The sequence below is a fragment of the Olivibacter sp. SDN3 genome (assembly GCF_014334135.1).
Classification (GTDB): Bacteria; Bacteroidota; Bacteroidia; order Sphingobacteriales; family Sphingobacteriaceae; genus Olivibacter.
The window spans coordinates 5,600,102-5,615,330 of sequence record NZ_CP060497.1; the positions used below are offsets into that span (position 1 = coordinate 5,600,102).

Below are 15,229 nucleotides of genomic sequence, written 5' to 3' on the forward strand. Positions count from 1 at the left end.
GATTGCTTCGTGACACGATTCCACGATCCGAAGAAAATCTTCTTTGCTCACCATGATAAATCCTTATTGTTAACATAACTCTAAGTTCGCAGGAACTAACAAATTCAGTAGCCATCTTTTTCAACAAATGTGAATTAAACAGATTGTAGCTGATCAACCCGATACCTTGTAAATTGTAAACAGTGCGACAATTGAATTGCACCCATACTGGAAACCAGCAATTATTTTATGCTGAAAATGAAATGAAGCTTTGGAATGAGTATTTACCCAGCTGGAAGCAAAATGAATCATATTATGCTTGCATATTTCTTTAAAAATTGAGAGATTCGTTCAAACCTTTCTTAATGAAAGTCTAACATATAATATGGCCGAGAAAAAACTTTCCATCAATGATATAGCCAAACATCTTAACGTTGCCAAATCAACCGTATCCTTTATCATTAACGGTAAGGCAGAAGCCCATAGAATCAGTAAAGAACAAGAGCAAAGGGTGCTCCAATACGTAAAAGAGATCGGGTTCAAGCCGCATTATATGGCGCAAAGTCTCGCAACCGGAAAATCAAATAGTATCGGCTTGATCGTTGAGAACATAGGCGATTCATTTTTCGGACCGATTGCTTTAATGATTGAAGAACAAGCGAAAAAAAGTGGTTATCGCATCATCTATAGCAGTACTTTAGGTGACACACAAGCCGCGCTCTCTGTGCTGCAGTTATTCAGAGACACCAAGGTAGACGGGTTTATTATCGCTCCTCCTTTACATATGGAAGAAGCCGTGCAGCAAGTGATCAATGAAGGTGTACCGGTTATTATATTTGATAGAACGTTAGACGGTGTTGAAACGGATTATGTGGGTACCAATAACCGGGAGATGGCCGAGAAAGCGTGTGAACATTTTCTGGAACAAGGCTTTAAAGAGATTGCTTTTGTCACCTTAGACTCCTCACAAAGCCAAATGCAGGAGCGCCTAGACGGTTATCTCAGCTGCATGCAAAGCCATCACCGCGCGCCCATTATCCTCCAGATGGCCTATAGCGAAGAACGTAATAACCGAAAACAGGAAATTATAGATTTTTTACAGCATCACCCCGAAGTGGACGCGATTTTCTTCGCAACAAATTATCTTTGTATCAGTGGCCTGGAAGCCCTTCGTACACTCGGGAAAAGTATACCGGATGACGTTGGCGTCATTGTATTTGATGAACATGATCTGTTTCGGCTATTTACACCAGCCATCACTTCCATTGTCCAGCCCTTAGAACAATTAAGTACCAAAATTATCGATACCTTACTGAGCCGAATTGCAGGCAGGCAAACCAAACAGGCATTTCAGCAACATATCTTACCTTCTAATTTAGTGGTACGCGAATCCAGTTTACGCAAGAATATTTGAAAACACCCTTGCTAAACTGGTTTTCTTTTTTTAGTTTTGAAACGCTAAACGGAACTAACCTTTTATTGAGACCAGTTTCCCTGATTGCTTTATTTTTTGTAAGAAGATGAATACCATTGTTTAAATCTTTTTGAAAAACCGGTTTTTCTCTTTTAACAAATTGATATTTCAGTAATGCTGAGCAACTATGTTTTAATAGAAAAACCGGTTTTTTTAACCTTATACATAAACTACAATATGACTAACCTCTAAATTAAAAATGATGAACAGTAGAATTTTAGGATTAAAACTATGTTTGCTCGTCTTCCCATCCTTCTTGCTCTCTGATTTCCCTGCAGCGGCAAAAGCGCATTCGAAACCTATCAGACAGACAGTGCAACAAACAACTGTTAAAGGGCAAGTATTGGATGTCGCGGGGCAGCCCTTACCCGGAGCAACGATTCGGGTGAAAGAAGGAACAAGCGTAACATCCACAGATGTAAATGGGCAGTTTACGATACCTGCTCAAAATGGACAGATTTTACAGGTTTCCTTTACCGGGTATCTTACCAAAGACGTTGCAACCAAAGCAGCCACCGAGTTAATCATTACGTTGGAAGAAGATGCCGCCGCCTTAGACGAAGTCGTTGTGGTGGGTTATTCTGCCCAACGAAGGTCTTCTGTAACCGGAGCGGTAGCTTCGGTTAACATGTCCGATGTAGAATCACGTCGGGTTCCCAGTGTGACACAGGCGCTACAGGGGCAGGTAGCCGGTGTGCAGATTACGCAAAGTAGCGGTGCCCCTGGCGATGGCATTAACGTGCGTATACGCGGGGAAGGCACTATTGGCAATAACAATCCGCTGTACGTTGTAGACGGAGTGCCCTCTAGAGACATCAGTTTTCTAAATCCTACCGATATTGCATCTATGTCTGTACTAAAAGATGCCTCCGCCGCCGCTATTTATGGTTCCAGGGCATCGGCCGGTGTGGTGGTCATTACCACAAAACAGGGGAAGTCTGGTCAAAGCGCCATCAATATCAATTACTTTGGAGGTTTGCAACAGGCAAACAATTTACCCAAGCTACTGAATACACAGCAATACCTTGACGTGGCAGAGCAGGCTTGGAACAATTCTGGGATTTCTGGTGATAACCCCTATACCCTAGATAAGTCGCGTACAGACCTGGCCAACACGGATTGGTTAGATGAGTTATTTGAAACGGGCAAAACACACAATATCGAACTTTCCGCAAGCGGCGGTAATGAAAAAACGCAATATTTGCTATCAGGAGGCTATTATCGGCAAGACGGTATTGTGCGATTTGATAATGATAAATTTGAAAGGCTCAATTTCCGCGTAAATCTGAATAGCGCACTAACAGAACGGCTTAAGGTGGGTACCAATGTGCAGATAACCTATTCTAAGCGCGATCAGATATCTGCAAAAGGCGATGCCCCGGGCATTATTCGCCACGCACTCCTTAGACCACCGGTATTAGGCGTTTACAAAGACCCTTCAGACCCCACATGGTCTGCCGAGGATCCTTTTACTGACCTACCTTTTTATCGGAACAACCAGGTCAATACCGGATACGAAAGCAATAAATACGAATATACGCGCAACCCCGTAGCTGCCGCTTATTTTACTGATAATGTCTTTTCGCGTATTAAAACTTTCGGTAACGTATTTAGCGAATATGCTTTCCTTTCAGACAAGTCGCTCAAATTCCGGACAAACGTAGGCATTGACCTCAACGTAAATCACACCAAGGCCTTTATGGAAAACTATGGCGATGATGATGGCAGTGCCGGCCCCAATGATTTGGGAAAAGGGCGTCTCAACAGGCCTGATGGACTCAATGAAGATCGCGGAACAGATTTCACGCTAACCTGGAACAACGTGTTATCTTACGAAAAAACCTTTGGTGCCCATCACATCAGTGCACTGGCTGGTACGGAGTTCATTAAAAACAATGCTTCTGCCATGAATGCCTCCCGTAGACGCTATGATTATATGTTACCTACCTTCCGTTACCTGGATTATGGCAGCACCTTATTAGACGTATGGAATGGCGGTTCGGGGTCAGAATACTCCCTATTCAGTTTGTTTGGCTCGGCAACTTATGAGTATGATGGCAAATACCTGGTCACTGCAAATTTACGTGCCGATGAATCTTCCCGCTTTGGTCAAAACTACCGTTGGGGTTATTTCCCTTCTGTTTCCGCTGGTTGGACTATCAGTAAAGAAGCATTCATGCAGGATATTAAGTGGATAAATGACTTACGTCTGCGCGCTAGCACCGGTACCTTAGGAAATCAGGAAATTGACAATTACGCCTATCTTACCTTGATGCGGAGAGTGGGTGAAAATTACTTGGTTGACCGTTACGGAAACCCTGATCTGAAATGGGAAACAACTATCCAACATAACGTAGGATTAGACCTTACCTTATTTCAGAACCACGTCACCTTTACGGCTGATTATTTTATCAAAGATACCCGGGATATCCTATTGCCCATTTCCCTGCCCAGCTTGGTAGGAAACGTACAACCCACCATTGTTAACGCGGGCCAAGTTAAGAATCGAGGCTTTGAGTTTTCCCTAGGCTATCGCAACGCTACCGAAAGCGGTTTCCGCTATGGGATAAATGCCAATATAGCTACCTTATCTAATGAGGTAGTACGCTTGCATCCCAATGTGCCCTACATCAGCAGTACCACCTCCAGAACCCAGGTAGGACATCCATTGAATGCCTACTATGGCTACCTCGTTGAAGGTATCTATCAAAATCAGGAAGAAGTTAGTACGCATTTACATGGTATCGCAAACCCAACACAGCGGCCGGGCGACATCCGTTTTAGAGATTTAAATGGAGATGGTATTATTAACGATCAAGATCGGGATTTTATGGGCAACCCCATCCCTAAACTAACCTATGGACTGAACCTCTCAGCTGCCTATAAAGGATTTGATCTCGCCGTATTGATCCAAGGTGTAAACGGGGTTGACCGTTACAACGACGGGCGGAAGATTCTGGATTTTGACACCCGGCCATTTAACTATACAACAGACGTATTAGGTGCCTGGAACGGAGAAGGCAGCAGCAACACCATTCCACGTTTAACATTTAACGATAATGGCAGCAGTAGGGTTTCTACCATCATACTTGAAGACGCATCCTATGCGCGTTTGAAAAACGTAGAGCTTGGTTATTCATTTGGCTCATTCATCAAAGATTCCAAAGTGCTGAAAAATATGCGCATTTATGCTTCGGGACAAAACCTGCTCACCATTACGGATTACAAAGGCCTGGACCCCGAGTCTACAGATCTGATTGATATGGGTACTTACCCATCCTCCAGAACATTTTTATTTGGTATAAACGTAACCTTTTAAACAGATGAACTTATCAAGATATAGCAGTTTTTTAGGCCTCTGCCTGTTAGCAGCTTCCTGTAATATGGAAAAAGATCCGATAGGCCTACTTACACCGGATCAAGTTAGTGAAAGCCCTTCGGAGGCCACCTTCCGATCGGCCGTTATGAGTGCCTATGAGCCCTTGCGCAACACCATGGGCTTCATGGCAGACGCCAGTTGGGATAGAGGTACCAATATCCGCCCAGATTTTGTGATTGAAGATATTGCCGGTGGCGATATGAATAAGAAGTGGGTTTCTGATGGGGATCAGGCCTGGATGGACGAGGTTGGCCGTTTCTCTTTTACCTCAGAGAACCCCGCCTTCAATGGCATATGGACCTTTTCTTATGAAGGCGTCTCGCGGGTTAACCTAGCAATCGATAAGCTGAGCAATCCAGAATTTGTACAGCAATCCGGCGTAGCGGCAGACTTGGCCAATCGCCTATTAGGCGAGGTTTTGTTTTTACGTGCGTATTATTATTTTGAGCTGGTTAACAATTATGGTGATGTACCATTGCTTACCAAACCCCTTACCGATTTTTCGGAAGCCTATGAAGTTGCCGTGAGAGTTCCGCAAGAACAGATCTGGCAGCAGATTAACACAGATCTACAACAAGCAGCATCGCTCCTACCTGACGCTAAATACAGCGCAGCAGATGAGCCTTGGCGTGTTTCTATCGGTGCCGTCTTGGCATTAGAGGCTAAAGTAGCCTTGTTTAGGGAAGATTGGCAAACCGTGCTGGCGAAAACTCAAAGTTTGCAGCAAAAAAATTATTTTAATCTCAACAGCAATTACTTTGACAGTTTCAGTAATAGCAAAAAATTCCAAGATCAGGAAGTAATCTTTGCCTATAACCACACCCAGGGTACCTTGCCCAGAAACGGTAACGGAATCGGTTCCCTTTTGGGCTGGGGTTTCCTTGCGCCGACGGATGATTTCGTTGCTTCGTTTGAAGCGAACGACCCCCGTTTGGATTACACGGTAGACGTTAGCAACCGATTGGTGTACAAACTCATGGGCGAGTTAAATGCCGCGAACCGTGGAAATGGCGATTCTCCAACCAACAAAATATTGATACGCTGGGCAGATGTGTTGCTGTGGAGGGCGGAAGCTTGCCTGGAGACGGGTGACTACCCACAGGCTATTCAGCTCATCAACCTGATCCGTCAACGGGCACGGAATACTGTCACCGTAAGCGGCGATAGCGCCCCTGCAGGAACATTATCCGACCGTAATGTACAAGCTACTGACCCTACCTTAATCAAAACATGGCTCATGCAAGAAAGACGTAGCGAGCTCGGTTTTGAGAGTCATCGTTTCAGTGACTTACGTAGATGGCGTACGGCCGCTCAGGTTTTGAGTGCGATGGGCAAAAATTTTAATGCCTATCATTACCTTTATCCCGTGCCGCAACGGGAGATTGACCTCTCTGGCGGAACGCTTACACAGAACGAAGGATATTAAGTTTCATTAGAAAAAAAAGAATTGAATATGCATCACAAATTATTGAAACAGTTATTCGTAGTTGGTTTGTTCATTGCCCAAACCAGCTACGTACAGGGCCAGGACGTTGTCAACAAGCTGCCCGATTGGGCAATGGGAGGCTTTGTCCGGCCACAAGGTGTCAATCCGGTTATTTCCCCTCAAGAAAAAACATTGTTTCTGGATCCAATGAGTGGAAAAAAAATAGCATGGGAATCCAATGACACCTTCAACCCCGCCGCTACGGTTAAAGATGGGAAAATCATCGTATTATATCGAGCAGAGGATAAGTTGGGCGTAAAGATTGGCCACCGTACCTCACGCCTCGGCTACGCAGAAAGTGAAGATGGTATATCTTTTCAACGAAAAAAGAAACCGGTTTTCTATCCCGGAGATGACAACCAGAAAGATTTCGAATGGCCGGGGGGCACAGAAGATCCGCGTGTTGCTGTAACAGAAGACGGCCTATATGTGCTCTTTTATACGCAATGGAACCGAGATATCGCCCGTTTGGGCGTAGCCACATCAAAAGATCTGATTCATTGGGAAAAGCACGGCCAGATTTTCCGAAAGGCAAAAAATGCCGATCTAGTTTTGGATAAATTCCATAAATCCGCTTCCATCGTCACCGAGGTAAAAAATGGTAAGCAAGTCATCGCAAAAGTGAACGGCAAGTATTGGATGTATTGGGGCGAACGTGGTGTTTATGGAGCAACCTCTGATAATCTTATTGATTGGGAGCCTGTTGTAGACGAGAACCAGGAGGTTAAAGCATTTATATCACCTAGAGAAGGCTTTTTTGATAGTGATTTAACAGAATGCGGCCCGCCTGCTATTTTGACGGAGCACGGTATTTTGCTCCTATATAATGGCAAAAACAACCCAACAAAAGGAGACAGCCGTTTCAATAGAGGCACTTACAGTGCTGGTCAGGTATTATTTGATAAACATGACCCTACAAAGGTTATAGGCCGCTTGGATGCACCCTTCTTACGGCCCATGGAACCGTTTGAAAAAAGTGGCCAGTATGTGGATGGTACTGTATTTATTGAAGGCTTAGTATATTTTAAGAACAAGTGGTTCCTGTATTATGGTTGTGCTGACTCTAAAGTTGGCGTGGCCATTTTTGATCCTGCGAATCCTTCCCAAGCTGATCCATTACCTCAATCAAGTGAAGAATAAACACGATAACTATATAGAAAAAACGGTTCTTGGTGTCGATGTTGGTGGCTCACATATAACAGCTGCCATCGTCGATACCCTGGAGCGGTCTGTGCTTAAACATAGTTTAGTAAGAAAAAAAACAGACCCCCATGCTTCGGCAGCAGAAATTATTGGCGTCTGGACGGCTACTTTAAAAGCAGCAGAAGAAGCCTTCGGTTATAAATGCACGCATTTGGCCGTATCTATGCCAGGCCCATTCGATTACCAGAAGGGTATATCGTTCATTACAGGCATGCATAAATATGAGGCCCTTTACGGTCAGGACATCAAACAATTATTTGCTGGCCAAATGGATCTCCCAGCTAAAGCTATACACTTTTTGAACGATGCTGAGGCCTTTCTACGGGGAGAAATATTTGGCAATAGTGAAGATACTTCAGCGCGCGTGTTAGGCCTTACGTTGGGTACAGGACTGGGTTCTGCCTTATTTGAACAAGGCAAAGTAAAAGATCTGAATCTCGGCTCATCCCCTTTTTTGGAAGGCATAGCCGAAGATTACATTTCTACCAGAGGCATATTGGCGCACTATCGCTGGCTGGGAGGAAATGAAATACCGGATGTAAAAACACTGGTACAGCGTATGGATAACGATTCCGAAGCAGCAAAAGCGATCGGACAGTTGGCCCAGTGGTTGGCTGATTTTCTTCTCCAGCACCTGTCCGACTTAAAACCAGATCAAGTGATTATTGGCGGGAATATCAGCAAAGCACATATGCTGTTTTTACCTCAAGTTAGGCACATAATTTCTAAACATCATATTTCAATCCCACTAAAAGTGGCGCGGATGGGAGAACAGGCTGCCATTTTAGGTGCCGCTTCACTTATTGATCAATTAACAAACAGCAATTAAATGGCTTCTCAATCAAGACATGGCTTTGCCATTAGATGCTCACTTATTGCCTCTTTAGGAGGCTTTTTATTCGGTTTTGAAACTGCGGTCATTTCCGGAGCAGAAAAGAACATTCAAGAACTTTGGTCGCTCAATTCGTTCTGGCAAGGATTCACCGTATCGGCCAGTTTGATAGGAACGGTTGTCGGCGCCCTCGTAGCAAGCATGCCGGCACAAAAATATGGCCGCAAAAAAGTGTTGTTGCTGGTGGCCGTAGCCTATCTATGTTCTGCTTTAGGCTGCGCTTTATCCTATAGTTGGCTGCTGTTTGTTTTATTTCGCTTTATTGGTGGTCTCGCCGTAGGCATATCCTCCGTTGTGGGGCCTATTTATATTTCCGAAATCGCACCAGCCAAAATCCGGGGCCGCTTAGCCGGATCCTTTCAGCTGATGATTGTATCGGGCATTTTCATAGCCTACCTCACCAATTTCCTGTTTGTTGGCATGGGCGATGAAGCCTGGCGATGGATGCTTGGCATTATGGCCATTCCCGCGGTATTGTTTTTCTTTTTACTACAAATTGTACCAGAGAGCCCCCGTTGGTTAGCCATCACAGGCGCTGCTGATCAGGCCCGTGCTATCTTTTTAAAACTAGGAGAGCAAGATGCAGTAGATACAATTTTAAAAACCAATTCCTATTCTGTAACGTCCCAAGACCGCTTATTTCAGCGAAAATATTTGAAACCCATATTTTATGCCGTGTTGTTGGCCATGTTTAATCAGTTAAGTGGTATAAATGCTATTCTATATTATGCTCCACGTATTTTTGAGCTTGCCGGTTATGACAAAGAATTGGCCTATTTACAGCCTGTATTTATCGGCGGTGCCAATTTACTATTTACCGGCTTAGCAATGAGCATTATAGACAAATTCGGCCGTAAGCGGTTATTGTTAATTGGTAGTCTCGGCATGTTCATATTCCTGGCCTTAGTGGCAAATGCTTTTAGTCAAGGCGTGGCAGGCGCGTCTTCGGTACTGTTATACCTTATCGGTTTCATTGCCTTTTTCGCCTTTTCTCAGGGAGCGGTTATCTGGGTATTCATATCAGAAATATTCCCTAATAGTGTGCGCTCTCAGGGCACTTCATTAGGAAGCTTTACCCACTGGATCATGGCGGCAGCTATCTCTTGGCTATTTCCTATAATTGTAGAGGGCAGTTCCAAAGGCGGTTACTATTCGTTTATTTTTTATAGCGTTATGATGGCTCTATCTTTCTTTTTTATCTGGAAATTCATGCCCGAAACAAAAGGAAAATCATTGGAGGAAATTCAGGAAGCTTTATGACATTGAAAAGCAGATTCATATAAACGCGCCAAGCGCTAATTATTCTGTATTCTGTCAAGAATAGTTATAACTCCAAATCCAAAACGCTGAAAAATAATTAAGGAAAAAAGAGGAGGCACGGCTGAAAAGCCGTAAAATATCAAAAAAAGCGGTAACAGAACTGAACCAAAAGATAAAAAAATGTTTACCTTTTTCCTCCGGAAATACGCTATTACAATGAAAAGACAACCAAGCTATTTAATTTTATTATTTCTGCTCTTTCCTGTACTTTCATCAGCTCAAGAAAAGCCTTATCCTAATGTATTGATTATCTTAGCAGACGATCTAGGTTATCACGATGTTTCTTATTATAACACACCTGATATCCGCACCCCAAATATTGATGAAATAGCCAGACAGGGCATTCGTTTTGATAACTTTTATGCGAACTCGCCTGTATGTTCTCCCAGCCGTGCCTCTTTGCTAACAGGCAGGTACCCGGAAATGGTTGGGGTGCCGGGTCTAATCCGTAATCAAGTAACAGATAATTTTGGGTATTTGACACCGGGTGCACAATTATTGCCAGCGTTAATGAAACAAGCAGGTTATAAAACCGCGATTGTGGGTAAATGGAACCTGGGTTTGGATACGCCCAATTTACCTAACCAAAAAGGCTTTGATTATTTTCATGGCTGGTTAGACGATATGCTGGATGATTATTGGAAACACACCCGAAACGGCATCAATTTTATGCGTGAAAATGGTAAGCCAATTATTCCGGAAGGACACGCTACTGATTTATTTACGAGTTGGGCCGTTGACTATCTTGATACTCAGCATGGCAATGAAAACCCTTTTTTCCTTTATCTTGCCTACACCGCTCCCCATGCGCCCATACAACCCGGTGCAGACTTTCTTGCTAAAGTAAAAGCCCGCGAGCCTAACATTACGGACAAAAGAGCTAAACTGGTAGCTCTTATTGAACAAATGGATGATGGTATCGGCAAAGTGATTAGCACCCTAAAAGCCAACGGACAGTTTAAAAATACCTTAATTGTGTTTTTAAGTGATAACGGAGGCCAACTTGATTTAGGCGCTAATAACGGAAATGTGCGCGATGGTAAAGGAACCATGTATGAGGGCGGCATCCGGATTCCGGCATGTATCAGTTGGCCTGGGCATATAAAGCCTGGCACACAGTCAACAGAAAAGTTGTTATTGATGGATATTTATCCAACGTTAGCAGAACTCGCGGGATTGTCCGTGGACCACAAAATTGATGGGGTAAGTTTTGCTTCGATACTTAAAAATAGTGGCTCAAAAATAGCTCCACGTCCTATATTTTTTATTCGGCGTGAGGGCAGCACTTATGGCGGAAAAATATCGAATGCAGTGGTAAATGATAACTTTAAACTATTGCAAAACACTCCGACATCTCCATTTGAGTTATACGACCTAACAAAAGACCCTCAGGAGCATAATAATGTTATCAAAACTGAGGAAGCCAAACGAGTTACACTGCATCGCTTGCTAATGAAACAAATGCAAAAAGCTGGCAGTGTTCCATGGCAAAAGCTTGAAGAACAGTAGACACATACATGCCGTAGGTCTTAATTTATATTGCCATTTTTTAGCAATGATATACAAGGAAGAAGTAAGGAATTTGGGATTCAACCTTGATAAGAATTTCGGACACATCAACTTACCCGGTCTGAGGTATTACCTGTCCGTCATCAACGACGTGATTTTATAAAATCGGAATCGTAACCGGTCAAATGACTTTAAGCTATAATCAAAAACTTCACAACCACCCTCTCGATTAAGATATTTGATGACATAACTACTATCCTTTTATACCATAACGTTAAACAAGGTCAGATAAAGTTCAATAAGGTTAAATAAGGCGGGTTATTTCCCCAACTTTCAAATCCCGTTGAAACTTTAATTTTGAGTAACAAATGAGTAACAAATCTAACGGAAAAAACCGTAAACAAACAAGGTGGTGCCGTAAAGAGAAAAGCCCGTAAACGTTCGTTCACAGGCTTTTTTAACACATTTTTATACGGATATTTACGGTTGTTTCGGCATTCTATTTTCCGATGCAGAATGTATTTATAAACTGAAAAACAACAAGTTACATAGTAAAAGAAGTACATAAGGTGTACAATTATTCACCGTCACCATTATCCAAAAAAGCAACTATACCCGTCGTTTTGAATTTCTGTCAACAATTCACGCAGATTAGTACTATCCGGCAGCGGCTCGTAGGATTCCCATTTTCCAGATCCCCGCATCCAATACAATTTCCATAATTTGGAAGATTTAACAAAACGAAGCTTGGCAAATGGTACCTCTAAGATTTTCGTTGGATCATTCCATTGTGGCCTAATCTCAAACAATAAAGCGGTTTGCCTATCCCAAGAATAACCAACATCCAACTGTTTACGGATTTCTTCGTCTGATGGCCGTAACGACTCAACAAAGCTCCTTAATTGAACTTCGATCATCGAAGTAAGTGGTTTTTCTGTACTCATACCGTTTTAATCCTTATTCATCTCGTCTATCATCCGCTTTCCTAATGCGGTCAATATATAACGTTGTTTACTGCTTTTTGGCTTATCAGGTATGGTCATTTCCATTAATCCCCTGTCAAGCGCTGGTTGCAGGTAATTGTATAAAAAAGTAGGACGATGCTTGATTCCAACTAATGCCATCAATTCTGCACCGCTACGACCAGTTTGGTCTGCCACATTCAATATACTCGAAACTTGTTCGGTAACTTGTTCGGTAACTTGTTCGGTAACTTGTTCGGTAACTTTTGGTATAATTTCTTCCGAAATTGGAAATGTCATCCGTACAAAGTTTCCCATAAACCGAAAACATTCTCTACCGTAACTTTCCAAAATTCTTGGCACGCCCGAGCCAAGCTGTTCCACCAATTCCAAATCCCGATATACACGCATCAATTCCCGATTCCTTGGAATGGAAACACCATCAAAAAAATCATCTTCATTAAGACCCTCCGGCAAGGTACCTGCTGAAGTGATTTCAATACGATCGGCAAATAGCTCAAACTTGGGTGGCACCTCACGGGTAAAGTCATTATGCACAATGGAGTTTATCACGGCCTCTCGGATGGCCACAGGATTCCAGAGTCTCTTGTCTATCCGCTCTTTGGAAGTAATCTGGGATGCCGTTCGGTTTTCCAATTCAATTTTATCCAATACGCTCTTGGTTGCCTTGATAAGTGAACAATAACCGTATTCATTATTTTCGATGAGGTCTACCCTATTCGTTCCGCTGTACTTTGCCACCTTGATGGAAACACCATTTTCGTCAGCCAATAAATATGCTGCATAGTTAAGCAAACCATCTTCGGTGAGTAACTCCAAGCTCTTTTTAAATTGATGGCTTAGCGGCTTCCGCTTTTCCTCGTAATAAATACGAAGCTGCTCAAATGTCAAGTCCTGACGATGCGACCGGATTTTGCCAATAGAATTGCGTGTCCTGGTGGAGAATAATTTATCAATCATCATCTGCGGCATCGGCTCTGCTGCAGTACCAATACGAATGAAACATCCTTTCTCAGTCATCCCGTATTTCTTTTTGAAGTACGGTTTTTCGCTGCCACTGGCTATGGTTACTTTAATGATTTCCTTGCCCTCTCGCTCCTCTACCACTACGTCAAATAAACCCATGGCCGAAGGCGAAATATTGTTTTTGATACGGTCTTTGATTTTGAGGGAATCACCGTCCGCATCGGACACACCTACAACATTCCCTGTATTATCAATACCGATATAAATCATACCCCCTTCATAGTAATTCAAAAAGGCAATCACTTCCTTTTCAATATCCACATCGGTATTGAGTTCTCGTTTGTATTCTTTACGATTGGTCTCGGGCATTGTCTTATTATTATCTATAATTGCGGTAAAGATAATGCTTTTCCTTTTTTTCGGTAATTGATCGTTTTTTGGATCAAATTTATCCTGCAGTGACATCTTGAACTAAATAGAACATTTATGGGCTATACAGTTGAATAAGGGCTTTTAACTGCTCTAAATCAATGTGAATGATCTCAAACTTTGCTTGTGAAAAGATTCCTTGTATGAAGTGTAAATAAGTATCATGGTCAATACCTGAATAGTATTCACAAATTTTTTCATCATCGTGCAAAAGTACTCGCGTAGTATCGATTTCTAATAAAATATCTGGTGCGAGAGCGATAAATAATCTTTGTCCGGCCACGGTTAAAAAGTTATCGGCAAGTGGAAATTTATATTCTCTTAATTTATAAACCTTCCAATTGTATTTTAAATATTGATAAGCAGCGTTAAATAATCGATCTTTTGATTCTAGACCTTGTCTCACGTCGCTAAACAGACGTATCTTATTTTGCATTTCGACGAACGGATTTTTATGGGTATTTTCTTTATCATAGTCGTCGATGAGCTTTTGCCAAACCATGGGTGTTCTCATTAGTTGGATATGGATGAAAAAGGAAAGCATAGTTTTACTAGTTAAATTTCTTATCTCACCAGTTTTTATTGTCGTAAGCAAATCGCTGATATACAACCCTTCGATTTCAGTAAATAGATTCTCTATATCCAATATGAAAGCGATTCCTTTTTGTGCCAAAGCCTTGGTGTCAAAATCACTCTTTGCTATTCGACGTTCATCGTAATAATGTACATTATAAATGTCTTTCAAGTAAAAACAACTCTCAACTTTATCCTTTTCTCGAAAAATTTTTTCCCCAATCTTGAATGCCGATACTTTTGCTTTCCTAGATTCACCCTTTTTCGGCAGAATGTTTGAACGATGTTTGTGCAATACCTCTGCGTTCCAGCAAGAACTCCAGAAACAGGGTATATAATGGTTATTTTTAGTATGGCTACCGTTTGCCAGCTTCGCCCTTCTAAGAATGTCCTGAATTATTTGCTCCATTAATTTACATTTTCATGCATATTCAAACAATCTATAATCTACTTGCTATATCTAGATATCTATAACATGTAGTCCTACTTTTGCCAAAAATCTGTGCTATTTCTTCCATTGATTTCTCTTCTTTGTCGTAGAGTATCTTAATTGATTTGGCTATATTAAGATTCTTCTTTGATAAACCTTTCGGTCTTCCGCCAAGTCTACCCCTAGCCCGCGCGGCACTCAATCCTGATAACGTTCGTTCGCGTATCATTTCTCTCTCAAACTCTGCAAGTGAAGCAAAAATATTAAATGTGAACCTGCCTGTTGCCGTACTTGTGTCAATACTGTCGTTCAAGCTTTTAAATGTCACTTCCATATCTTTCAGTTTGGCCATAAGCTCGATCAGGTCTTTCAGTGACCGGCCTAATCGATCAAGCTTCCAAACTATCAGAATATCACCTTTTCGTAACGTTTTAAAGAGCTTATCCAACTCCGGCCTATCTTTAGATTTTCCGGAGATCTTCTCTTCAAATATCATTTCGCAACCGGATGCAAGTAAAGCATCCTTCTGCATCTGTAAATTCTGATCATGGGTTGATACCCTGGCATATCCTATTTTCATATTATACAGAAAAACGTTTCTTATGC

Annotated in this window: 11 protein-coding genes; 7 read left to right on the forward strand and 4 right to left on the reverse strand. The window is 42.3% G+C overall.

Features of this window, described 5'->3' with window-relative positions; all coding sequences use genetic code 11:
- Positions 1-364 precede the first annotated feature (364 nt).
- The 7 genes from H8S90_RS23480 to H8S90_RS23510 all read left to right on the forward strand — a co-directional run bounded on the left by H8S90_RS23480 (position 365) and on the right by H8S90_RS23510 (position 11,242).
- Positions 365-1,393: a LacI family DNA-binding transcriptional regulator gene (locus H8S90_RS23480; RefSeq protein WP_187340208.1), complete on the forward strand. Its 1,029-nt coding sequence runs from the start codon at positions 365-367 to the stop codon at positions 1,391-1,393.
- 259 nt (positions 1,394-1,652) lie between these two features.
- Positions 1,653-4,772 (forward strand): TonB-dependent receptor, encoded by a 3,120-nt coding sequence (locus H8S90_RS23485; RefSeq protein ID WP_255501716.1) that lies wholly within the window; start codon positions 1,653-1,655, stop codon positions 4,770-4,772.
- A 4-nt stretch (positions 4,773-4,776) separates the two neighbouring features.
- Positions 4,777-6,258: a RagB/SusD family nutrient uptake outer membrane protein gene (locus H8S90_RS23490; RefSeq protein WP_187340209.1), complete on the forward strand. Its 1,482-nt coding sequence runs from the start codon at positions 4,777-4,779 to the stop codon at positions 6,256-6,258.
- A 27-nt stretch (positions 6,259-6,285) separates the two neighbouring features.
- The gene (locus tag H8S90_RS23495) at positions 6,286-7,458 is read left to right on the forward strand and encodes a glycoside hydrolase family 130 protein (protein ID WP_187340210.1); all 1,173 of its coding nucleotides are present in this window, start codon (positions 6,286-6,288) and stop codon (positions 7,456-7,458) included.
- The gene (locus H8S90_RS23500) at positions 7,448-8,350 is read left to right on the forward strand and encodes an ROK family protein (protein ID WP_187340211.1); all 903 of its coding nucleotides are present in this window, start codon (positions 7,448-7,450) and stop codon (positions 8,348-8,350) included. Before H8S90_RS23495 ends, H8S90_RS23500 begins: the two co-directional genes overlap by 11 nt.
- Positions 8,351-9,673, forward strand: coding sequence for a sugar porter family MFS transporter (locus H8S90_RS23505; RefSeq protein WP_187340212.1), 1,323 nt, complete (start codon positions 8,351-8,353; stop codon positions 9,671-9,673). It abuts the gene before it with no gap.
- A 216-nt stretch (positions 9,674-9,889) separates the two neighbouring features.
- Positions 9,890-11,242, forward strand: coding sequence for a sulfatase (locus tag H8S90_RS23510; RefSeq protein WP_187340213.1), 1,353 nt, complete (start codon positions 9,890-9,892; stop codon positions 11,240-11,242).
- A 593-nt stretch (positions 11,243-11,835) separates the two neighbouring features.
- Here H8S90_RS23510 and H8S90_RS23515 read toward each other — a convergent pair.
- Genes H8S90_RS23515 through H8S90_RS23530 form a run of 4 tightly spaced genes read right to left on the reverse strand, consistent with a single transcriptional unit; the run spans position 11,836 to position 15,203 of the window.
- Positions 11,836-12,186 carry a DUF3024 domain-containing protein gene (locus H8S90_RS23515; protein WP_222852175.1) on the reverse strand — a complete coding sequence of 117 codons (351 nt, stop codon included), beginning with the start codon at positions 12,184-12,186 and terminating at the stop codon, positions 11,836-11,838.
- Between the two features lie 6 nt (positions 12,187-12,192).
- Positions 12,193-13,656, reverse strand: a complete 1,464-nt coding sequence (locus H8S90_RS23520; RefSeq protein ID WP_222852176.1) for a Fic family protein — start codon at positions 13,654-13,656, stop codon at positions 12,193-12,195.
- Positions 13,657-13,675: 19 nt separating this feature from the next.
- Complete coding sequence (locus H8S90_RS23525; RefSeq protein WP_187340214.1) at positions 13,676-14,602, reverse strand: DUF4238 domain-containing protein; 927 nt, start codon at positions 14,600-14,602, stop codon at positions 13,676-13,678.
- A gap of 31 nt (positions 14,603-14,633) precedes the next feature.
- On the reverse strand, positions 14,634-15,203 hold the full coding sequence (locus tag H8S90_RS23530) for a recombinase family protein (RefSeq protein ID WP_187340215.1): 570 nt from the start codon (positions 15,201-15,203) through the stop codon (positions 14,634-14,636).
- Positions 15,204-15,229: the final 26 nt, after the last annotated feature.

Coding starts and splice junctions, on each gene's coding strand:
- H8S90_RS23480 (WP_187340208.1), top strand. CDS start 365: ATGGCCGAGAAAAAACTTTCCATCAATGATATAGCCAAACATCTTAAC.
- H8S90_RS23485 (WP_255501716.1), top strand. CDS start 1,653: ATGATGAACAGTAGAATTTTAGGATTAAAACTATGTTTGCTCGTCTTC.
- H8S90_RS23490 (WP_187340209.1), top strand. CDS start 4,777: ATGAACTTATCAAGATATAGCAGTTTTTTAGGCCTCTGCCTGTTAGCA.
- H8S90_RS23495 (WP_187340210.1), top strand. CDS start 6,286: ATGCATCACAAATTATTGAAACAGTTATTCGTAGTTGGTTTGTTCATT.
- H8S90_RS23505 (WP_187340212.1), top strand. CDS start 8,351: ATGGCTTCTCAATCAAGACATGGCTTTGCCATTAGATGCTCACTTATT.
- H8S90_RS23510 (WP_187340213.1), top strand. CDS start 9,890: ATGAAAAGACAACCAAGCTATTTAATTTTATTATTTCTGCTCTTTCCT.
- H8S90_RS23515 (WP_222852175.1), bottom strand. CDS start 12,186: ATGAGTACAGAAAAACCACTTACTTCGATGATCGAAGTTCAATTAAGG.
- H8S90_RS23520 (WP_222852176.1), bottom strand. CDS start 13,656: ATGTCACTGCAGGATAAATTTGATCCAAAAAACGATCAATTACCGAAA.
- H8S90_RS23525 (WP_187340214.1), bottom strand. CDS start 14,602: ATGGAGCAAATAATTCAGGACATTCTTAGAAGGGCGAAGCTGGCAAAC.
- H8S90_RS23530 (WP_187340215.1), bottom strand. CDS start 15,203: ATGAAAATAGGATATGCCAGGGTATCAACCCATGATCAGAATTTACAG.